At 56.2% G+C, this 20794-nt stretch carries 19 protein-coding genes; 9 read left to right on the top strand and 10 right to left on the bottom strand.

The window, feature by feature from the left end:
* On the bottom strand, positions 1–138 hold a 138-nt coding region (locus tag KCG45_RS15630), incomplete at its 3' end, for a winged helix-turn-helix transcriptional regulator (protein ID WP_369410809.1).
* 253 nt (positions 139–391) lie between these two features.
* Between KCG45_RS15630 and KCG45_RS15230 the strand changes: the two genes are divergently transcribed.
* The 3 genes from KCG45_RS15230 to KCG45_RS15220 all read left to right on the top strand — a co-directional run bounded on the left by KCG45_RS15230 (position 392) and on the right by KCG45_RS15220 (position 2365).
* On the top strand, positions 392–622 hold the full coding sequence (locus tag KCG45_RS15230; RefSeq protein WP_218318045.1) for a tautomerase family protein: 231 nt from the start codon (positions 392–394) through the stop codon (positions 620–622).
* Between the two features lie 255 nt (positions 623–877).
* On the top strand, positions 878–1582 hold the full coding sequence (locus KCG45_RS15225) for an aspartate/glutamate racemase family protein (RefSeq protein ID WP_218318044.1): 705 nt from the start codon (positions 878–880) through the stop codon (positions 1580–1582).
* 66 nt (positions 1583–1648) lie between these two features.
* Entirely contained in the window at positions 1649–2365 is a 717-nt protein-coding gene (locus KCG45_RS15220) for an IS6 family transposase (RefSeq protein WP_218318043.1), read from the top strand.
* A gap of 287 nt (positions 2366–2652) precedes the next feature.
* Here the strand turns inward: KCG45_RS15220 and KCG45_RS15215 are convergent, their stop codons facing one another.
* The 9 genes from KCG45_RS15215 to KCG45_RS15175 all read right to left on the bottom strand — a co-directional run bounded on the left by KCG45_RS15215 (position 2653) and on the right by KCG45_RS15175 (position 15523).
* Entirely contained in the window at positions 2653–4947 is a 2295-nt protein-coding gene (locus tag KCG45_RS15215) for an EAL domain-containing protein (RefSeq protein ID WP_218318042.1), read from the bottom strand.
* 78 nt (positions 4948–5025) lie between these two features.
* On the bottom strand, positions 5026–5628 hold the full coding sequence (locus KCG45_RS15210; RefSeq protein ID WP_218318041.1) for a DUF7146 domain-containing protein: 603 nt from the start codon (positions 5626–5628) through the stop codon (positions 5026–5028).
* Positions 5629–6546: 918 nt separating this feature from the next.
* The gene (locus KCG45_RS15205) at positions 6547–7080 is read right to left on the bottom strand and encodes a VOC family protein (RefSeq protein ID WP_218318040.1); all 534 of its coding nucleotides are present in this window, start codon (positions 7078–7080) and stop codon (positions 6547–6549) included.
* Positions 7081–7120: 40 nt separating this feature from the next.
* Positions 7121–7876 carry an SDR family oxidoreductase gene (locus tag KCG45_RS15200; protein WP_255548258.1) on the bottom strand — a complete coding sequence of 252 codons (756 nt, stop codon included), beginning with the start codon at positions 7874–7876 and terminating at the stop codon, positions 7121–7123.
* Positions 7877–7895: 19 nt separating this feature from the next.
* Positions 7896–9161, bottom strand: coding sequence for an MFS transporter (locus KCG45_RS15195; RefSeq protein WP_218318038.1), 1266 nt, complete (start codon positions 9159–9161; stop codon positions 7896–7898).
* Positions 9161–10915, bottom strand: a complete 1755-nt coding sequence (locus tag KCG45_RS15190; RefSeq protein WP_218318037.1) for an N-acyl-D-amino-acid deacylase family protein — start codon at positions 10913–10915, stop codon at positions 9161–9163. The genes KCG45_RS15195 and KCG45_RS15190 overlap by 1 nt, the downstream gene beginning before the upstream one ends.
* A gap of 45 nt (positions 10916–10960) precedes the next feature.
* On the bottom strand, positions 10961–11623 hold the full coding sequence (locus KCG45_RS15185; protein WP_218318036.1) for a TetR/AcrR family transcriptional regulator: 663 nt from the start codon (positions 11621–11623) through the stop codon (positions 10961–10963).
* 46 nt (positions 11624–11669) lie between these two features.
* Entirely contained in the window at positions 11670–13823 is a 2154-nt protein-coding gene (locus KCG45_RS15180) for a TonB-dependent receptor (RefSeq protein ID WP_218318035.1), read from the bottom strand.
* 800 nt (positions 13824–14623) lie between these two features.
* The gene (locus tag KCG45_RS15175) at positions 14624–15523 is read right to left on the bottom strand and encodes a sterol desaturase family protein (protein ID WP_218318034.1); all 900 of its coding nucleotides are present in this window, start codon (positions 15521–15523) and stop codon (positions 14624–14626) included.
* Between the two features lie 357 nt (positions 15524–15880).
* Here KCG45_RS15175 and KCG45_RS15170 point away from each other — a divergent pair, with 357 nt between their 5' ends.
* The 6 genes from KCG45_RS15170 to KCG45_RS15145 all read left to right on the top strand — a co-directional run bounded on the left by KCG45_RS15170 (position 15881) and on the right by KCG45_RS15145 (position 20782).
* A complete protein-coding gene (locus KCG45_RS15170) occupies positions 15881–16414 on the top strand; it encodes a helix-turn-helix transcriptional regulator (protein WP_218318033.1) in 534 nt (177 codons plus the stop codon).
* Positions 16415–16787: 373 nt separating this feature from the next.
* Complete coding sequence (locus tag KCG45_RS15165; protein ID WP_218318032.1) at positions 16788–17522, top strand: hypothetical protein; 735 nt, start codon at positions 16788–16790, stop codon at positions 17520–17522.
* 508 nt (positions 17523–18030) lie between these two features.
* Positions 18031–18237, top strand: coding sequence for a helix-turn-helix transcriptional regulator (locus KCG45_RS15160; RefSeq protein ID WP_047821402.1), 207 nt, complete (start codon positions 18031–18033; stop codon positions 18235–18237).
* Positions 18234–18428 carry a helix-turn-helix domain-containing protein gene (locus KCG45_RS15155; RefSeq protein ID WP_218318031.1) on the top strand — a complete coding sequence of 65 codons (195 nt, stop codon included), beginning with the start codon at positions 18234–18236 and terminating at the stop codon, positions 18426–18428. Before KCG45_RS15160 ends, KCG45_RS15155 begins: the two co-directional genes overlap by 4 nt.
* A 334-nt stretch (positions 18429–18762) precedes the next feature.
* On the top strand, positions 18763–19893 hold the full coding sequence (locus KCG45_RS15150) for a beta-ketoacyl-ACP synthase III (protein ID WP_218318030.1): 1131 nt from the start codon (positions 18763–18765) through the stop codon (positions 19891–19893).
* 136 nt (positions 19894–20029) lie between these two features.
* The gene (locus KCG45_RS15145; protein WP_218318029.1) at positions 20030–20782 is read left to right on the top strand and encodes a phosphatidylserine decarboxylase; all 753 of its coding nucleotides are present in this window, start codon (positions 20030–20032) and stop codon (positions 20780–20782) included.
* Positions 20783–20794: the final 12 nt, after the last annotated feature.

Below are 20794 nucleotides of genomic sequence, written 5' to 3'. Positions count from 1 at the left end.
ATTTGCTTCCATCTGCTTCAATCTGTTGCTCAACACAGTGGGAGAGATCCTGGGAAAAGCGCGCTGAAAATTTGTGAAGCGGGTCGCGCCCAGAAGGAACTCGCGCATGATAAGCAAGACCCAGCGATCGCCGATCATGTCAGCCGCCTTGATAGCAGGGCATAGGCTCCCGGCAGTGCTCATCGATATCCCCTTCAGGCTTGAAGCGCGAACCAACGATACGCGATCTGCTGCAACTTACGAAGGGCCAAAGCTGTTACTACGCAAAACGTAGCGGGTTTCTACGCGCGGCGTAGTCCCCTGCTTTGCTTCGCGGACTACTCCTCAACGCGCTGATCCCCCATTGTTTTCCTATCGCCGGAATGGTTCGGAAGACGACAGGAGAAGTGCAATGCCAATGGTAACAATCGATGTAATCAAAGACGTATTCACGCCCGCTCAGAAAGCGGAGATGATCGAAAGGGTGACAGAAACGATGGTTGCGCTTGAAGGTGAAGCGCTACGGTCGGTCACGTGGGTGCGGATCAACGAATTCGAGCAAGGCAACTGGGGCATCGGTGGGCATATGCTTTTCGCGTCCGATGTGCATGACATGGCGACGGGCAAATCGCAGGCAGCCTAGAACACAACCTCTCGACTGATGCAGATAGGGGCTCGGCAACAAGGTGCTGGGCCTCAAGCATTGTGGTTTCAGAATTTGGGTCGAAAGTGGCACGACAGCTTTGCTGGATTTGACTCCCAAAACCGGACAGTCTCCTTCCGGCCCAGTTGAAGAAATCGGATCAAGCAATTCGATTTCCGAAAACAATTCGGCCGTGGACTGACCTTTCGCCCCGAACTACCTTGCGACAAACGGAAACGAATTGGGAGTTCACCGATGCGCAAGCTTGGTCTGATTGGCGGCATGAGCTGGATCTCAACGCGCACCTATTACGAGCAGATCAATCATCTCGTGCAAAGAAAACTTGGGAAGCACGCCAGTGTCCCTATGGCAATCGAAAGCCTTGATTATAGATTGCTGTCGAATCTTGAGAGTGAAGAAGAATGGGATACCGGCACATCGCAACTTGTGGATGCGGCTAGGCTGCTTGAGGCGAGCGGTGCGGAACGTATCTTGATCGCGGCCAACGTGATGCACCGGGTGTATGACGAAGTAGCGGCCGCTGTTGACACACCGATTTTGCATATCGCGGATTGTACGGCGAACAAGATGGAAGGCGATCGGATTGGCAAGGCATTGCTCTTGGGTATGCGGTCCACGATTAAGGAAGGATATTTTCGGGATCGCTTTGAGCAGCGCGGGATCGAGCTGGTGCCTGTCAGCGCATCCGCTTCTGCGGAAATCCACCGTTCCATTGTGGAGGAGTTGAAACTTGGCAAAGCCACCCGAAACGCAGAGCGTACTGTAAGAACGGCCATCACGGTGGGGCAACAAGCGGGGGCGGAGGCGGTGATTCTCGCATGTACGGAATTGGATCTTGTTGTCGACGTCGATGCGAATGTCCTACCGATCTACGATACGGCGCGAATCCATTGCCAAGTCGCTGCTGATTGGTCGATGGCAGATGAAGTTGTGGGCTAGCTCGCCCGGCCCTGTCAGACTAAGTGTACCTGTTGCGGATTGAGGCGGCGAGGTTAGGGCGATTGAATGCCCAGACGTCGCAAACCAGAGAGCCCCTTCAAACGCCTCAACTCGTCGCCCGAGGTCATTCGTCTTGTGGTGATCATGTATGTCCGCTCTCCGCTAAGCTTGCGGAACGTAGACGACCTACTGGCTGAGCCCGGGATGGACATTTGCCATGAGACGGCTCGCTACTGGTGGAACCGGTTCGGTCCGATGTTCGCAGCAGACATCAAGCGGCAGCGTATCAGCAGGATGCGCGATTTCCGTCACTGGCGTTGGCACCTTGATGAGATGTTCGTGAAGATCAACGGAGAGATGCATTACCTCGGGCGTGCGGTGGATCACGAGGGTCAGGTGCTTGAGGGCTATGTCACCAAGAAGCTCGATAAATCCGCGGCTCTGAACTTTTTTAAGAAGGCGTTAAAGCACAACGGTCGCCCTACTCAAATCGTAACCGATGGCCTTCGATCATATCCTGCTGCTCTGGACGAACTTAGCATAGAAGATCGCCAAGAGATGGGGCGGTGGAAGAGCAATCGAGCTGAAAATTCGCAATCACCATTGCGACTGAGAAAACTTGTTATGCAACGCTTCTGGCGAATGAAGAGGCTACAGAAACTCGCCTCAGTTCACGCTGACTTCCACAACCACTTCAATTCCGAACGCAACCTCAACGATAGACAGATTTACAAGACCACCCGCTCCGCCGCTCTGGCTGAGTGGCAAGGCCTCATGGCCTGAACTTGGCCTAGGGCAGGGCGCTCTTTGCCTAGCGGAGACGAGTTCCCGTCAGACTGAGAATCCTCGAGGAAAAGTGGAGCGGTTGCACGGATGGCAAGACGCTTTTCCTACCCAAATTGCAGGTCGTCCAAACACAGAAAAGGGGAGCAAAAGCTCCCCTTCCAGAATTAGTTAAAGTGGCTTCCGATTAACGGAACAGCCAGTTCCAAAAATCAAACATGTGCGATCTCCTGTTTTGGTGGACAGGTTACGCTTGCACGCGGTTAATGATTTGTAAAGGATTTTTCTTAGGACGACTTTAACCATTGCACCTCGCAGGTTTCAAAGGCGCTGAGATCATAATCAGGCTTTCCGAACAGGAAACCTTGAGCATATTCGCATCCCATCGAGGAAAGGATCGATAAAGTCCTCTCGTCCTCAACCCCTTCTACGATCACCCGAACACCAAGCGACTTGCCCAGAGAAATAGCGTTTCCAACGATCTCTCTGGCTTTGTTGCTCTCGGTCACCGATGCGGTGAACAATCGATCTACTTTCAGCTCTGAGAAGGGCAGACGGAAAAAGTTCTCGAGACCAGCTGAACCAGTCCCGAAGTCATCGAGCGAAAGCTCGACACCAAGATCAGCTAAAGCACCGAGCACTGCGGAAGCGGTTTGGTAATCATGAATTTTTGCAGTCTCTGTGATCTCTAAAACAAGCCGATGAGCGGGAAACCCCGTTTCGTCCAAAACGTGGCTCACCAACTGAGTAAGCCATGTATCTGCAAGAAGTGTTGCAGACACGTTGATAGACAGCCACGCATCAGTCTGCAGCGCACTGGAATTCATAAATCGACGAATGCACTCTCTAAGCATGAACTGCTGCAGCTTCTCCATCCTCCCGGCCTGTTCGCACTGCTCGACGAAATAGGAAGGGCTAATCAAACCGCGTTTGGAATCATTCCAACGAACCAAACCTTCGAAGCCCACAATTCTTCGGCCATCAACTGCAACCTGGGGCTGAAAGACCGGATAGATCTCATTGGCCTCAAGTGCTGCGTCGATCTTCGATTGAAGGGAGACTTGCCACTCTTCATCAGCACCGTCCGGCTCGGCTCCAAACAGGATAGGCTGTGCGGAGAGAGATGTCTTATCAGTTAAGGCTTCAGCCAAGCTAATACGCCGGTGACCTTCACCACCAAAATTGAAGTCAGCACCGCAGGTGATCGAGATGTCGATCGGTTTCCCATCTAGCCTCAGAGGGCTTTTGAAGATTGAAAGGAGGGCAACCAGGTGCGACCGGACCGTTTCCTGAGTTTCAAATTCCTGCAGCCAAAGCAACCTGTCTGAACCGTTTGAATAGACAGTCAGACTGGTGTCCGCAACGCGAAGACGCTTTACGACCGTGTGAAAATACTCAACCTTGGACGAGGCAGGCAGCGTCGCCATCACCTCGGAAAAGTTATGGAGCTTGGCAGCAACCAGAACCTTCCTAGACGCTCGAGGTAGCGCTTCGATATCTTTCTCCAAACGCTGCAACGTAGGCAAACCCGTTTCAGCGGATTGAAGGTTGAGGCGAGACCGCCAACTATGGATCGCGCACTGAAGCGCATATGCGGACAGAAAGAAGTAACCTGCCGCTCCACCGGTTCGGAATGGAAGAAAGATCGGACCGACGACGACAAAAATTGATCCAGCCAAAGCCATTGCATAACCGATGCGCCGTGAGCGTTTGCCGAAAGGGATGCTGATCAATATCGTGATTATGCAAAAACATAAAAACGGCACGTAGTCCCGAAGGTGCGCTCCCACCCTCAACATACCACCTCTTTTCAGTGTCTCTGCGGCAAAAATTGCCACGTAACTTTGCGGTGCTGCAAGCGATCCTGGCAAGTCGATGGCAACATCAGAGGCGCCAGGAGGATACCCAAAAACAAAGGCCTTCCCTACAGCATAGCCTTCAGTCTCCAACGCATCCTGAACCGTCTCGGCTGTCAAAACAGGAACGTCACTCGCATCGAAATGGTAATCGATTTCAATTGAGTCTTCGCTTTCGAGACCCGCAAGACTCCTCGAAAAGGAATCGTACTCTACGCCGTTAACAATGACTGACGTCGGAACACGCCAAACAAACCCCAGGAAATCAGGCTCGTGAACGGCAACGACTCGCTTTGCATCACCCAAGACGCTCCGCGAAGGGAAAATGATCCTGTCCCGATTTCTGTCTATGAAGTGACGACCGACGGAGAAAACGCGATCACTCGCAGAAATGCGCTCGATCAGCTGCTCGGAAACGTGCGGAGTATTTGGCTCCAACCTCGCCAAATCGAGGTAGATTGCGTCTGCGCCGGCATCATCGAGAGCGTCGATCGAGCGACGCAGCGTATCGCTCTCTATAGGATCTTCTAGAACAGTCTCTGGCACCTCGACAAAAACGATATCGCCTGACAATGGGTGATCGCCAACTTTCGCCTGGAAAGTCCATGACACGAGGTCAATCGGGCTCAGCAAGTTCCCAACTGAAACGAATAGCGCTAGCGCACCAGCTACAAAGACGTAGCGGATGCGCCGAACTATGCTGCTGTTCCAGAAATCTAAGCGCATTTGCTTTTCACCCGAACTCGTTGTGAAAAACTCGCAGACTTCCGCTAAATAGTGGTTAATGATGGTTTGACGTTCGCATTAAGCGACAGCCGGAGCCTCTTGAGAGAAGCGCTCACTGATCGTCGACGTAACATAGGCCCGACCGCGGAACGCTAACATGATCTTGGCCAAGAGAGCTGACTCAATATTCTCATCGTCGAAGCACACCTCATATATGTCGGCCGGCGCTGTCATGTCGTTCAAGAGTGGTATGTCAAGGACGGCTCCGCAAATGCAGCCCGTTTGGTTCGAAAGCTCGAGAGCGCGCTCGATGCCTTGAGTAACGCACATCGTTCCCACAAACGGAAAGCCCTGCGGCTCATCGAATCTCGCCGTAAACCAGTATGCAAAGGAACTTCGGCCGATATAATCACGAGATAAAACCTCCCCGGTATCGGGATCGAGAAAATGCCTTTCGACACCCAGTAGGTCCCCTCTGATGTTTCGGAAACCGAACAATGCAGCAGGAAATTTCCGCCCGCGTGCAAAATTGGTTGGTTGGCAAGCGATATTGAATCGAACGGAATTGACGTTCTGCGACGCGCCAAGTTGCCTTAGATAGTCGTCCGCGATGGTGCGTTCCGTGGAAACAGAAGATTCCCAAAGCCGTTCCGCTGACGCTATCGTCATGTCATTAATCATTGAGCACTCATAGCGAACGATGGTTAAGGGTGGGTAAGTGCAATGGAGTTGCTGTACATCAAAGTCGACGTTTTCATCTGTGAGGACTGTAGCAACAATAGACGAACTTGTCAGACCAATATCGCGAGCGGCTGCTTGCGGCAGTTCATGAGCCGCAAGTCGAGCGCCAAGCCAACTGGCCCCACTAAATCTCTCAAATCTTCGACCAAGTGCATCGGCGAGAAGTTATTGCGCTAGTTGGAGATTAATTGTCGGCCGAGTGTTGTCAGACTAATATGGCAAGCGAGGCCGATCGCTGCCAGCGGCGAAGTATGAGCCGCAGGTCACGAGCGAAACCAGTCAACCGCTTCAAACGTTCCAATTCATCGCCCGAGGTGATCCGACAAATGGGATTTTCAGATTAACTGTACCTTTTGCGGATTTAAGATGTCGGGGTAGGGCAATTCAGCTATCGCTTACCACTCGTCCGGTTCCGTATAGTGCGATCTAAATGTCCGGTTTACTCTTACCTGACCACAACCGGACGGACCGCTTTCGGCCCAATTTCGGTCATTCGCAGCCACCTCTGAAACGCCTGAAACCGGCCATTCGGCTGACTTGCTAGAAAACTGTAAACGATGAGCTTAATGGCAGGGGTCGGCATGAGATTGGTTGCTGAGCCAACAACGGGGTGGTGAACTCGCACTTGCCCATGCGAACAAGCAACAAGGTGCTGCAGCGCTTCAGCTTCAATCGCAATTTGACCGATGGACAGATGTACGAAGCCCTTTCCGCCGCTCTGATGGAGCGGCGATGCTTGATGGCCTGAACCAGAACAAGGACTCCAGGCCTCGCGGGAACGAGGAGGAGTTCCCGTCACACCGACAGTACCCGCAAGAGCTTCGAATTCTGTCTCCTGCTCGATTACTCCCTGGCCTTTCAAAGCGGGCGAAGCGGATCGGTCTGGCCGTCCCAGCCTTCGTGGAGGGCTTTCCAGTCATCGAAAATACCCTGCACCAGCCCCCTGTCTTCATAAAGCTCGACGAAACAGCCGATGGCGCCGCGCGCGTCCATATAGGCAACACGCGCGCCTGACACCAACTCCATGACCGAAGGGCAACCCTCCGCTTCGAAGCGGGCGCGTTCTTCCTCCCATTGGGGGGTCAACAGCGCGACATGATGAAACCCCTGCTGGCCGGGCGCGAAGATATCGCGGTACACGGATGGGGTGTCGCAGTGCTGGTGAATCAGCTGGATATGCGCTGGTCCCGCCTGTCCGAAAGCGTAGCTGAGATCGGCGTCGCAGGGCGCACCCCGGTAACGCACGTCTTTGGACTTGTGATGCTTCGAGATGAGAAACGGCCCGGCGTTGAAGAATTTGGTCCAATAGCCCGCTGCCTGTTCGAGGTCATTCACGACATAGCCGTATTGCTGGATCGGATAACGGATAAGCCCGCCGCCAAGGTCTAGCATGGTGCCGCCACGCGCCTGATCCGAGATACGGCAGGACCCATCAGGTCAGCCCGGTTCCGCCATCGCACTCGACGATCGCGCCGGTTATGTACTTTGCACCGCGGGAGGACAGGAACACGGCAAGGTCCGCGATCTCTCGCTTCTCCCCGAAACGACCGAGCGGGATGAACCGGCTATGGTCTACCTCTCGGTCTTCGGGGGTGGTCAGGCGCTTCACGCCTTCGGTGTTGGCGATCGGTCCGGGTGAAATGCCATTCACGCGAATGCCTTTATTGCCCCATTCCAGCGCGAGGCAGCGCGTCACCATGTTGACGCCCGCTTTTGCTGCGCAGGCGTGGATCTGTTGCTTCATCTGGCGGTCGCCCTGACCAGCGGTGACCGCGATCAGCGATGCGCCGGGCTTGCGAACATGGTCGTAACTCGCCCGAAACACGTTGAACGTGCCCAGCAGGTCGATATCGACCACAGTCTTGAAACCATTGGCCGACAGATCCTTTGCATCGCACAGGAAGTTTCCCGCCGCCCCCGATAGGACGATGTCGATCGGACCCCATTTCTCGGCGGTTTGCGCCAGCGTTCGTTCGACTGCCGCGTAATCCCGGACATCGGCGGCCATGCCGATCGCATCGAAGCCGCGATCGGTTAGCTCCACTGCCGCTGCACTGATCCGTTCTTCCGAGCGACTGATCAGCGCAACCTTTGCGCCCTGTTCGGCAAACCCGTGGGCGACGCCAAGATTGATACCGCTCGATCCGCCAGCGACGAACGCGACCTTACCTTCAAGTGTTCCTGCCAACTCGATTCCCCTCTTCTGGTTATCTGCCTGCCGACGGTGGCACGGCAATTGTGGGCGCTGCTGGTGCCGCGATCCCTTCATGCAGAGCGTTCGCGCTTGCTGTCGCGGTTGCACCCTTACGCTTGCGGTCAGCCGCGATGGTCGCAGCCGCCATCAAGGCTGCGCCTGTGACAAACACTGCAATGGCGTACCAGCCCAGTGCGCCATATCCGTTTTGCTGTACTATGACGCCGGATGCTGCCGGACCGAGAGCTCCGCCCAACGTCGCGAACGCGGGCTGGAGTCCGGCGGCTTTGCCACTGGGGTCGACAACTGCGAGCGCACCGAGGAAAGACGGCATGAGCATTGCCGGAAGCACCGTATAGAGCGGTGTCGCGGTGTAAAACGTCGTGGGAGACGCGATCACTGCGAGTGCGAAGACCACGCAGCCGAGCGCCGCCGTTACCACTATAAGCGGCAGCGTCGCGCCGAAACGCGCGCCGATCCACCCGGCGATCAAGGGTCCGATAATGGTAAGCACTCCGCCGAGCGCAAACACGTACCCGACCGCGGTGAGCGGGACGCCCGATCCGACCCCGATCCGCTCGACGAATGCGCCGAGGCCCGCTTGTGCGAAGAAGAACACGCCGAAGCCGGTAAGTGCGATGAAAGCGACGAGCTTTGCTTGTCGCCTCGTTTTGTCGGCCTGATCGCCTCCTTCGCCAGCATGCTGCGCACATGCGGCGGCGTCTTCGGGTGCCTTGCTGTTTGGCGCGGCGAAAGCTGCAATGAACCCGGCGGCTGCGATCGCGGCATAGACCAAAAACAGCTGCTCGACCCCGCCCGCCAGAATGACACGCGGGACAAGAAATCCGAGCGCCACGATATAACCGCCCATACTGGCATTGATGATGCCGTAGGTCATTTCCGGATTGGCGGTGCGAGCGGCAGTCGACATCACGGTCGAGAGCACAAGTCCGGTTCCAAAACCTCCGAGCGCTTGGTACGCCGTCAGTTGCTGGACATTTGGTGCAAGCGCCGAGAATCCGTTGCCGATCACCAGGACTCCTAGCCCAGCTAGGAAGAACCAACGCGAGCCGACGTTGCCTGCAAACCGAGATGCAAGTACCGCTGCAACGGCGGTGGCCAGGCCTTGGGCGGTCGCTACCAATCCGGCTTGCGCTGGAGACGCGCCGTAACCCGATACGATTGCGCCGATATTGTAGGCAACTGTGATCGAGACGGTGAAACACGAGAGCATCACGGCCAGCAGACCGATCAATTGCAGGGGACTGAATTTAAGCATCAGGCCCGGATCAATCGGCCGGGGCGGCGCCCGGTATCGCGGTCATTACTGCGCGTCTGCACACCTTTGACGAAGGTGGCGATATAGCCTCGCGCGGGCTGGAGGATGCGTTGCCCGCCGGCGGGCAGATCGTCCCGCACCTCAAGGTTGCCAAGGTGTAGGTTGGCAAAATCGATGACGTTGATATCGGCGCGTTTGCCCACTTCCAGGGAGCCGCGATCGCAAAGGCCGTAGAGATCGGCGTTCCGTTTCGTCTGTTTGGCCACAAGGAATTCGATCGGGATTTTGTCCCCGCGCGTCCTGTCCCTGCCCCAGTGCGTCATCTGGTAAGTTGGCGCGACGCCGTCGAAGATCAGATTTACGTGTGCGCCTGCATCGCTGAGGCCGATAACTGTCTCGGGGTGCATCAACATGTCGCGGATAGCGCTGAAATCGTGATCGGCAAAATTGCTGCCGAGCAGGATGGCGAACCGCGAGCCGCCTTTCGATACGAGGAAATCGTACATGAACTCCTCATCGCTCTGCCCTTTCGCCTGCGCCTGCGCGGAGAAGCTTTCTTCCGGCTTAGGTTCGTAATTGATCGGCTGTTCCAGTTCGAACAGAAGCGGCGCAGCGCCAGTGAACATGAGGTGCGCATTGCCCATCATACCTGCTTGGCCCGACGGGATGTCGCGATCGGAGAGAATCGCGCTACGCACCTCGGGTTTCTCCATCTCTGCGACGATCTGCTCGAATGGCAAATCTGCAAGCTTGAGAAACGTCTCCCGCCGCTCGAACATGTGATAGGTTTTAAGGCTCGTGACGAGTCCGATGGGCCGCGAGGCAACCTGCGGATACAGCTGGCTGCCGCTCGCATTAAGCTCTGCGGATTTCGCCAGCACCGTTTTCCAGGCGTCGGGTTCCTCACGGTGCTGCAAGGTGGTGAAGGTAACGGGCTGCCCGCTGGTCCGGGCTATCCGGTCCATCAATGCGATTTCCTGCTCGGGAGTGTTGATCTCACCGCCAAGCGCCTCGAGTTCGCCGATGCAACCAGCCGGGATCAGCTCGAAGACACCTTTTCCGGCTTTGCGCATAACTTCGGCGAAATGCATGATTTCGTCATCGGCGGCATAAGTTCCGGGGATCGGTTGTCCATCCATCGCGCGGTGCCCGATCGTGCGCGAGGTCGAGAACCCGACCGCACCGGCCTCGAAGCTTTCCTCGACGAGCCGTGCCATGGCGGCCATGTCCTCTTCGGTAGCCGGCTCGTTGGAACGGCCGCGCTCGCCCATCACGTAATTGCGAAGCGCCGCGTGCGGAACCTGTGCGCCGATATCGAGCGCGTATTCGCGGCTACCAAGATAGTCGAGATACTCCGGGAAGGTCTCCCAGCGCCCCCAATCGATCCCTTCGTAAAGGGCGGTACCGGGAATATCCTCGACCCCTTCCATGACGCTGATGAGATCGCTTTCCCCGCTCGGCGGAACCGGAGCGAAACCGACACCGCAATTGCCCATGATCACCGTCGTGACACCATGGCTTGCAGAAGGGTCGAGCGTGTCATCCCAGCAGACTTGCCCATCATAATGCGTGTGAATATCGACATAGCCCGGCGTCACAATGGCGCCACTGGCATCGATGCTCTGCTGCGCAGCGGACGTGATATTTGCCGCAATTTCCGCGATCATACCGTCCTTTATGCCGATATCGCTGGCATAGGGCTTGCCGCCCAAACCGTCGACCAGCTTTCCTCCCTTGATGACCACGTCCAACATTGTCCAACCCTTCATAAAACTGTAATTGTAGCGCTGCGCGATTGCCTAGTTTTCCAAGCGCTCGCCTGATCTTTCTTTGGCGCTCCCTGGCTTCAGATCGCTGGCGCCCATGAACAGCGTCAGTATCGTATCGATATGGCGTTCGACCTCTTCCGCGGCGAACACGTCGACACCAAATATCGATTGGATTTCCTGCGCCATCAGAAAGATGATCCTACCCGATGCGACATGCATGTAATGCAGGTTCATCGCGGGCAATTCTTTGGGATAGATGCCATCTTCCTGAGCCAGCGCGATCCCGGCGACGGCGCGATCGGCGAATGGCCGAGTGTAATTGTCGGTTACCCACTGGTGACGTTCACCTCCGGCGATAGCCTCGATCGTCAGGATGCGGTTCAGTTCAGGGTGCGCAGCATGATAGCGCACGAATGAGCGGATGCTATCTTTGAGCCGTTCGCGCGATGTCATTTTTGACCAGGCGGCCTCATTGGTGTGGACCGCCTGTTCCATCTGGCTGAAAAGGTAAGACACGCTCGCCCGCCACAGATCGCCTTTCGATGAATAGTGATACTTGATCGATCCATGATTGACGCCTGCAAGATCGGCGATTTGACGCACCGAAGATGCCTCGAAGCCGTTCTTGCCGAACACCGTGACCGCCGCTTTTAGCAGCTTTGATCGCGTGTCGAGTTGGAGATCGGGTGTCATCAATTCAGCCTTATAATGGGAGTTCGCGGAACCGCCGATCGCGGCCCTAGAACTCCTTGGTTACACGGATGCCCCATTGCCGGGGTTCCCCGACAATACGGTTGGAGACGCCGCCGAACAGCCCCAGCACGATACCCCCGACGAAATATTCGTTATCGGTGATGTTCGTGCCGAACAGCGCGACGTTGAGCCCGCCTAGATTCCCGCCTAGATCGCGGATGTCGAAATCGATCTGGGCGTTAAGCACGCCATAGGCATCGACCACGTCCTCACCAGGACCGAGTATCGCAGCAAAGGCAGGATCAACGAGCAATTGCTCGCCCACATAGTAGTAATTGGCCTGCGCGCCGACTGTCAGATTGTCGCTGAAATCGCGCTCGTACCGGCCGTTAATGCTGATTTGCAATTCAGGTTCGGCCAGCGGCTCATCGCTCCGGTCTATAACATTGCCGGCGGCATCCTGATCGAGGAATTCGTCGAATTCGCCATTGGTATAACCGATGGTGCCGCCGAAAGAGAGGCCTTCGACCGGATTAATCTGCAGCTCGCTTTCGAAGCCCCAGATTGTCGCCTCTGCAGCGTTGCGCAGCACCGTGACGGGCAGCGGCGCATCCGGATCGAATGCGGTACGTTGAATATCGGTGTAGTCGCTGAAGAAGAAAGCGGAATTCCAGCGGATTCGATCGTCCCATACATCCGCTTTAAAACCTACTTCGTAGTTTGTGACAAATTCAGGCTCCACAACCGTCATTATGTTGTCCTGGTCGATCGCCCCGCTGCGGAACCCGCGTGAGACGCTGGCATATAGAAGTACGAGATCGGAAGGACGGTAATCGACGCTCGCAAGCCAGGACACACCGTCGAATTCGGCTTCGTTCGCGAGCGGAAATACCAGCGATGAAACCTCGCGGTTTTCATCGGTATAGCGGATGCCGCCAGTCAGAGAGACCTGCTCGGTCAGCGCAAAGGTCGCCTGTCCGAAGATGGAAATCGTCTCGTTACGCGCGAAGGTGCTGGTGTCGAGGAAGAAGCCTGGCAATCTATCGATATCGATGCCTTCCTCTTCCGAGTAGAACCCGCCGACCTGCCATTGCAGTCGCTCACCAAGCGTCAATCCGCTAAGGCGCACTTCTTGCCCGAAAATATCCGCGTCCTGGCCCAGCTCGATGGCCGTACTCGGCGCGCTCTGAACCAGCGTAAAGCTGTTCTGGTCACGGTAGCTCGTGATCGACGTCAGCGTGGCCGCGTCGAAATCGATCTCGATCGTAGCGTTGATGTTGTATTCCTCGGCCACGGTGAACGGGGCTTCATCGCGGAAGACGTTGCCGACGAAGATATCGGGATTGGTCGATTCGAGCGCGATGAAGCCGCCGCCTGCTGAACGCAGCGAACGGAAGATCGAACCGGTCTCGTCGACATCATGGTAATCCGCGTTGATCCTGATCCGGACATTACCCGTTGGCTCTATCAGCAGCGATCCACGCAGGAACACCTCGTTGTCATCTGCAAGTTCGTTACCTGTCAGGAAGGTCGATCCCTGTCCGCCTTCACCGAAACCGTCGCGGTGGGTGAGGGCCGCGCCAAGACGCAAAGCGGCGATATCGTCGACCAGTGGGATATTGGCGACGAATTCGGCATCGGTGCGCTCGAACGAGCCATAGGTAAACTCGGCATAGCCGCCGAATTCGTTAAGCTCGGGAGCGCGCGTCACCACGCTGACCACGCCGCCGGTCGTGTTCTTGCCGAACAGCGTACCTTGCGGACCTTTAAGCACTTCGATCCGCTCGATATCGAACAGATTGGTGAAGAGGCTGGTGCCGCGCGTGATGGGCGCGCCGTTGACATTGATGCCGACGGCCTGGTCGGCGTTCAGCGTCAGGAAGCCTCCGACCTGACCGCGGATCTGTAAGGTCGCAAACAGCGCGCCTGTTGCGCCATTCGGGCGGACGTCGAAGTTCGGAGTGAGCTGTGCGATGTCGGCGAATTCGGTGAGGCCCGCTTCTTCGAATGTCTCGCCGGTGATCGCGGTGATCGAAATCGGCACGTCCTGGATGTTCTCATCGACCTTACGCGCTGTAACGATGATTTCCTGGTTTTGAGCGTGCGCTGTACCCGCGCCTATCACCGATGCGAGCACTGCCCCCGTGACAAGTAGCGAAGCGCGATACAGCGACCTCGCGCAAGTATTAATTTTACCCATGGCCCTCTCCCTTGGTTGCACACTGCGCGCTCTAAGGAAGGGGCAAAGACAGCCGCTTCCCCGGCGCGCCTTGTGGTGCAGGACTGATGTTAGGTTAGTTGAGTTTATCCGAAACTATCATTTTCGATCCAAACGGATGATTTTTCATCCATTTGGTGAAAAATGTCGCCCGCCGTCGCCGAAACTAGAGCTTGTTTTCTAGCTGATGTCAGAACGAATGTGCGCTTGGTGGGTGCCCTGCAATCGACCATTCGCGCGAAGCCACTCCGGGAGATCGCCTGCCGTCACACAGTCGCCTCGAGCGATATCGACCGGCCTGCCGATCCCGTTTTCTTTGATGAAGCGAGACCAGGCGAGATCAACAAGTGCGTGAATTGCGTCAACCGTCGCTGGGCTCAGATTGACTATGCGCCCCGAATATTGGCTGGAGGAGCGCGGAGGTAGCGTCGACGAGTACGCTACCCGACCCGTGTCGACCATTCTCGCCGCTAAGCCCGCGCCAGTACGTGGGCCTCGTTGATGAGTGGGTCAGTGCCATAGGACTGCGACCGTGAGACTATGGCAAGCACTATCTGAGGTGGACCAAAACTGCGCAGATATAGAAAGGGGATCGGTCATTTGTGGGTGGTGCATATTTTGTTGGGGCAAACGAACATAGAAACGACCGCGCGATACTTCGGCGTCGGTATCGAGGGCGCGTTCGAACTCGCGGAAGCCAAAGAGGCTTCAACCGGGTAAGCGCCGCGTCCACTTGTGCGGCGTGCTCGCCCCAATGCGGATCTTGAAGCCTGCGACAGGGTTTAAGCAGGCGATACGTTCCCATACTTGGCGCAGTCTGATCGACAAATGCCGTCATGCGACCATTCGGGCGGACGCCATAGATAGGCGAGTTTGTCGCGCCAATCTCCGGCCGTGTCCATGCGGTCTTTCAGCTGCTTGAGACCGGCAAATTGCGCGGTGAACGGATTGTTGTCGTAGACGCGCTTGACGAGGCCGGGATCAGGCTCTTCCTCGATATGCGCTATGCTTCCGAACAACCGGTCGAAGATGAGCGTCACCTGGCTGTAATTGCGATCGATATATTGCGGCTGATTGGCGTGATGGACCTTATGCATCTTAGGCGTCATTAGGGTTCGGTCGACCCAGCCCAGACGCGGTACATAGCTCGCATGGTTCCAGATACCGTAGGAATTTGTGAGGACGCTTACCGCGATAAAGACAACCGGATCGACGCCGATGAAGGCGGCAGGCAGCGCGAACAGGCCCTTGAGCTGGCCATCGAGGAAGAAGCCGCGCGCCGCGGTCGAATGATTGAATTCATTGGAAGAATGGTGGATCGCGTGAAACGCCCACAGCAGCCCAACGCGATGGCCGAGGCGGTGGTCCCAATAATACGCGAGCTCGTGAATGATGAAGGCGAGCGGGATCGCTAGCCACAGCGAAAGGTCGCCTACCAACCGCAAGTTGTCGAACACCAGTACGTACAGCGCCAGCGGGACCAGAATCGCGATCACGAGATTGAGAACGCTCGAAATGAGGTTCAGCCCAATCGAGCAAAGCGCGTCGGCGTTATCATATTCGGGATTGCCCCGGATCGCCCAGAGGCGTTCAAGGATGACGCTCCCGAAATAGACTCCGGCGAGAACCCAGAGCGTCCCGGGTCCACCGACAAATTCAATCGCGGCTTGAAGGCTTTCCATTATCAGAAGCTAACATCAAAACCGGTGAAGGCAACGTCTGGCGTCTCATTAGCCAGCCGAATGTCCGCTCCATATAAGCAATAGCCAAATAGCCGACCGACCGCTTACGGCCCAACTTCAGCGAATGCTCAAGGATCGAGAATGAGATGGAGAGGTCAGGCCGCTGGGCGAGTCCGTTTCACGATACAGACAGCCCTCTAATCCAATGATATGCCGTTCTCCATGTGGCATCAATATCTGGAGCGTGGCGCGCGACCGAGACATCGGCATAAGATCGGCTACGCGGCCTTCATACTGTCAGGCAAGTATGAGGAAATAGGCGATGCCGGTCATTGGCAAGTCCAAGAGGGTGATGTCGTGTACCATTCCGCGTTCGAAGCGCATCGCAACTTCATTGGCTCCGAATGCGCAATCATAAACATTGATGTTCCGCAGCATCTGTCTCTTCCAGCGGTTTTCAAGATCAACAGACCCGACGAACTTTTGAAGGCGGCGGCAAACGATGGCGAAGCGATCGCGCGCCATCTCATTCCTAGCGAGATCAAACAGCAACTTATCACAGACTGGCCGGATTTGCTGGCCCATGACCTGCTCAACGCGCCGATCCATTTGGGGGATTGGGCCGAGAAAGCCGGCCTGAGACTCGAAACGGTAAGCCGCGGGTTTCGCAGGGTGTATGGTACGACACCAGCTCGTTATCGGCGCGAGGCGCAAACACGTTCGGCGCTGCGTATCATCTTGAACGGTCACGAGAGCCTGGCAGACATAGCCTATCTGACCGGCTTTTCGGATCAGGCTCATATGTCTCGCGCCGTTACCGCGCTTACCGGACGCACGCCGGGCAAATGGCGGAAAATCAAAACCGTTCAAGATCGTCTTTCTGCAGCATAGCTAGATCACCTCACCTCGGCAGATCAAAGGTGAGTGCTGTATCGTGATCTATTCGTTCGACTGGGCTGTGCCCGCAACACTGCTGCTTGGTCTCCAAACAGCACCACATGACGAAACAAATATGGAGGCAGAGCGCGCTTTGTCGAGCGCGCGAGGGGCCATCCTTCGCGCCGATGGCGGCGAGGCAATTCGAATCCTCTCAGGCCTAGAGCTAGAGGATCTATCAGCAGATGATCAGGCTTTCGCAACATGTGCGCTCGACAAACTCAGATCGCGCAATCCATCGTCATTCCCACGTGAAGTAGCAAGTCCACTCGTTCGCTCACTTCTTGCCGACTATCGTGCATACTGGAAGAACAGCCTAAATCACGCGATGCCTATAGATGACGCACGAGAGCGCCTGATTGAAAGTGTTTCTCGCACCCTTAACCTGACGGCTCCCGATGACATCGTGATGCTTGAAGAAGCTATCGCAGCGCACTTGACTGCCGAAGGGTTTCACTCGCTCCAAGGAAGAACGGGCAAACTGCGTGAGCTGATGATTTGGCGCTCCCAAGCGGAACGGACCCACACTGTCGATCTGCCAGAGGGGCAGGTGACAACGCGTGTAGTCTATCTCGATGACTTCGTCAGCGGTGGCTGGAGCAGCTACTTCACTTGCAATCGCGCTGGCACGGGCGGCTGGGCCAAACCAGACGCTCTCTATGTTGTCGTACCTCGCTGGGAAAGCTTGGAAGACGAACGCTTCCAAGTCAGCTTTCTGGCGCATGAAAGCCAGCATTTCCGCGACTATAGGATGTTTCCAGACTTGATGGGTTGGGAGCTTGAATACCGAGCCAAGCTCGTGGAGCTCAATATAGCGTACGAGAGCCGTGACCGTTTAATAGCGCGTTTCGAAGCCAACCAGAGCGACGACCCGTCCGATGCGCATAGTTTTGCCAATCGGCGGGTCATCGCCGCGATGAAGCGTGAGTTGAAATTGCCTGCTAGTGCGAGTTTGGCCCAGGCGTCCGTGGAGGACGTGCAAATCGTAGCGAAAAGACTGCTGCTAGACGACTCGATGGCGCGTCAGGAGGCACTGCTTGCCGAACAGCCACCTGTTGAATGACTGCTTGCGCTCGGTGTCTCTATTCAGCGCAAGTGAGTTAGTGGTTCGCGTCCACACTTGGGTCGAAGTCGTATGTCCGCTTCTGTGGTCGCAGCACCAAGATCCGACCGTCCGCTTTCGGCCCAATTTCCGTCATTGCGCGCGGCTAGGTTCGACAGCAGAGAATTCTTTCGCCCATGCAAATTAGAAAATCAGCAAGGATCGGGCTAGCGGCACATATTCAACCGGAATCGCGCAGAATCGAGCAACGTTGGCGCGGAAATCCGTCTTCGCCGCTTCAAATTAGCGCATGTCTGCCGCAAAATCGGGTGGAGCAAAAAAATCTTCCGCGCCGAGGGCATCGGAGCGGCTTGTCCGCAAAAGTCTCTAACCGTCCATAGACGGTTCAAATCGTGCAAATCGTTGAAGAATTCTCCGAGTTTCAACTGAATCTGGCCCTTGCGCGCTACAGAAAAGTTCTCATTATGTTCCCCGGAGGGGCTGCTAGTGTCAGAAAAGGGAACGCCCAATGTCCAATACCGAACGTATCATCCGACTGAAGACAGTGCTCGACCGCACCGGTCTTTCCCGCTCCACCATCTACCGCAAGATCGCCGAGGGCACTTTCCCGTCACAGGTAAAGATCAGCGTACATGGCGCAGGATGGCATGAATCAGCCATCAATCGCTGGATCGCTGATCCCGCTCACTATCGTGAAGAGGAAGCGGCGGAATGAGTGATCAACAATCCGTCGAGCCGATCTGCGTCAGGGTGAATGATGCTGCACGCATGATCGGCGTCGGGCGCACAAAGCTCTACGAGTTGATCTCCAGGGGCGAACTCGAAACGATCAAGATCGGCAAGGCAACGCGCATCACGACCGCTAGTTTGCATAGGCTGGTTGAGCGGCATCGGGCATTGAACTGACTAGGCCGCTAACCCGCAATTGGACAGTGTCAGAACGTGCTATTATGTTGCGATCAGGCGCTCCGCGAACCGCCCATTTATTCAGCTTTTCGGCCAAAACGTTGAACCAAACCACCGTTAAATGAACGAAAATGTGGGGGAGAGTGTGGGGGAGAGTCTGTCTTTGTTCCAAGAACAGGATTGATATCAAAGCGTTATTTTTCCGGTTCGATTCAAGCCCTGCCACCACCGCCCTTCATTGTCAATCGGCAGGCTGCTTATGCACTCGCTCTTGCTAGCAGGGGGGCAGGGCATTATTGCCCGCACCCCCCGATAAGAAAAGGTCAGGCAGAACGTGCAGCTTACCCATCGTCCCGTAATTTCCGCGACCGGCCTGTTTACGCCTGAGGCCTCCATTTCGAACGAGGAGCTTGTCGAAAGCTTCAACGAATATGTTGATCGCTACAACCGGCAGAATTCCGATGCGATAGCAGCGGGCGATGTCGAACCGCTGCAGCAATCCTCGGTCGAATTCATTGAGAAAGCGAGCGGTATCAAATCGCGGCACGTGCTGGCGAAAGAGCCGGTGCTCGATCCTGACGTCATGAGCCCGCGTTGGGATGAGCGCACCAATGACGAGCTATCGATCATGGCTGAGATTGGCGTGATCGCAGCTCGCGAGGCGCTTGAGCGAGCGGGGCGCGACGCGAAGGATGTGGACGCAGTGCTGTGTGCGGCCTCGAACATGCAGCGTGCCTATCCGGCGATGGCGATCGAGATCCAGCAAGCGCTGGGGATCGACGGCTTCGGCTTCGATATGAATGTCGCGTGTTCCTCTGCAACATTCGGAATTCAGACGGCCGCCGATTATGTGCGCGCCGGCAATGCGAAAAGCGTTCTGGTCGTGAGCCCGGAGATCACGTCCGGGCACCTAAACTGGCGCGACCGTGACAGTCATTTCATTTTCGGCGACGTGGCAACAGCGGTGCTGGTTGAAGACGCGGCGATAGCGCCGGCGCAGCACTGGGACATTCTAAGCACCAAGCTCAAGACCGTCTTTTCCAACAACATTCGAAACAATTTCGGCTTTCTCAATCGGGCGCACCCCGAAACTTCCGATAAGGCCGACAAGCTTTTCGTTCAGGAGGGCCGCAAGGTCTTCAAGGAAGTCGTACCCATGGTCGCGCAAATGATCATCGACGAGGCGGAGAAGCTGCAGATGGACCCGACGACCCTTCGGCGGCTTTGGCTGCACCAGGCTAATGCAGGGATGAACAGACTGATCGCGCAGCGTGTTCTGGGGCACGAAGCGGATGATGACGAAAGCCCGACTGTGCTCGACACCTATGGCAATACCTCAAGCGCGGGTTCGATTATCGCGTTTCATTCGAATAGCGATGACCTGAAAGAGGGGGATACCGGCCTGATCTGCAGTTTCGGTGCTGGTTACTCAGCAGGAACTGTGTTCGTGCGTAAAGTTGCCTGATTGACGATTTGCGATGCTCACACGGTGAACGTGACGGAGCTCAGCCCTAAAAAATCAGTGGGTTGACCGGACGCGGACCGAAAACTCAGGCTCAGATCGCTTGCGAGGTTGGGCCGGTCCGCCTATCTGGCAAGCCATGGCAGGTGAAATTCTCGATAATCAAGGTCGCGGCGATGCTGGCTGGAGCTGGCCGCCGATCCATCCCGAAGGCCGCAAATATGGCGTGATCGCCGTGGCAATCAGTCTCGTCCCGCTTCTGATTCTCGATTGGGAGATAATCGGCTGGCCGCTCCTGATGCTGTCGGCGGGCGTATTCGCGTTCTTCAGGGATCCTGAGCGCGTGGTTCCGCAAGCTGACAACGCGATTGTCGCGCCAGCGGACGGGATCGTATCGCTCATTACGACTGTGGAGCCTCCGCCCGAGCTTCGGATCGATGACGGATCGGGTCACGCAGGTCTTCCCGAAGGTCCGGTTACGCGCATCTCCATTTTCATGAGTGTATTCGATGTTCACATAAACCGCGCGCCGATTGCCGGGACGATCCGGCGGCTCGTTTACATTCCAGGCAAGTTCGTCAACGCCGATCTGGACAAGGCCAGCGAAGAAAATGAGCGCCAGCACATCCTGGTCGAGCGCAATGACGGGATCGCGATCGGGTTTACGCAGATTGCGGGTCTTATTGCACGGCGCATCGTTCCCTCGGTGAAGCCGGGGGATACCGTGGCCAAGGGACAGCGCGTCGGCCTGATCCGGTTCGGCAGCCGTGTCGATGTGTATCTTCCCGCAGGAACAGATCCGAAAATCCTGCTCGGCCAGCGCTGCATCGCCGGTGAAACGATCTTGGCAGAGCTCGGAACGCAAGGCTTGCTCGAAGGCATTTCGCAGTGACGCATCCTTCCG

The sequence above is a fragment of the Erythrobacter ani genome, assembly GCF_019204025.1.
Taxonomy (GTDB): Bacteria; Pseudomonadota; Alphaproteobacteria; order Sphingomonadales; family Sphingomonadaceae; genus Erythrobacter; species Erythrobacter ani.
Note: the sequence above shows the minus strand (reverse complement) of the source record. Positions and strands in the feature narration are given on the sequence as shown.

Excerpts from the sequence above, each read along its gene's own strand:
- KCG45_RS15230 (WP_218318045.1), top strand. The coding sequence starts at position 392 with ATGCCAATGGTAACAATCGATGTAATCAAAGACGTATTCACGCCCGCT.
- KCG45_RS15155 (WP_218318031.1), top strand. The coding sequence starts at position 18,234 with ATGAGTGATCAACAATCCGTCGAGCCGATCTGCGTCAGGGTGAATGAT.
- KCG45_RS15145 (WP_218318029.1), top strand. The coding sequence starts at position 20,030 with ATGGCAGGTGAAATTCTCGATAATCAAGGTCGCGGCGATGCTGGCTGG.
- KCG45_RS15220 (WP_218318043.1), top strand. The coding sequence starts at position 1,649 with ATGCCCAGACGTCGCAAACCAGAGAGCCCCTTCAAACGCCTCAACTCG.
- KCG45_RS15215 (WP_218318042.1), bottom strand. The coding sequence starts at position 4,947 with ATGCGCTTAGATTTCTGGAACAGCAGCATAGTTCGGCGCATCCGCTAC.
- KCG45_RS15225 (WP_218318044.1), top strand. The coding sequence starts at position 878 with ATGCGCAAGCTTGGTCTGATTGGCGGCATGAGCTGGATCTCAACGCGC.
- KCG45_RS15160 (WP_047821402.1), top strand. The coding sequence starts at position 18,031 with ATGTCCAATACCGAACGTATCATCCGACTGAAGACAGTGCTCGACCGC.
- KCG45_RS15205 (WP_218318040.1), bottom strand. The coding sequence starts at position 7,080 with ATGCTAGACCTTGGCGGCGGGCTTATCCGTTATCCGATCCAGCAATAC.
- KCG45_RS15180 (WP_218318035.1), bottom strand. The coding sequence starts at position 13,823 with ATGGGTAAAATTAATACTTGCGCGAGGTCGCTGTATCGCGCTTCGCTA.
- KCG45_RS15165 (WP_218318032.1), top strand. The coding sequence starts at position 16,788 with ATGCCTATAGATGACGCACGAGAGCGCCTGATTGAAAGTGTTTCTCGC.
- KCG45_RS15175 (WP_218318034.1), bottom strand. The coding sequence starts at position 15,523 with ATGGAAAGCCTTCAAGCCGCGATTGAATTTGTCGGTGGACCCGGGACG.
- KCG45_RS15185 (WP_218318036.1), bottom strand. The coding sequence starts at position 11,623 with ATGACACCCGATCTCCAACTCGACACGCGATCAAAGCTGCTAAAAGCG.
- KCG45_RS15210 (WP_218318041.1), bottom strand. The coding sequence starts at position 5,628 with ATGATTAATGACATGACGATAGCGTCAGCGGAACGGCTTTGGGAATCT.
- KCG45_RS15190 (WP_218318037.1), bottom strand. The coding sequence starts at position 10,915 with ATGTTGGACGTGGTCATCAAGGGAGGAAAGCTGGTCGACGGTTTGGGC.
- KCG45_RS15195 (WP_218318038.1), bottom strand. The coding sequence starts at position 9,161 with ATGCTTAAATTCAGTCCCCTGCAATTGATCGGTCTGCTGGCCGTGATG.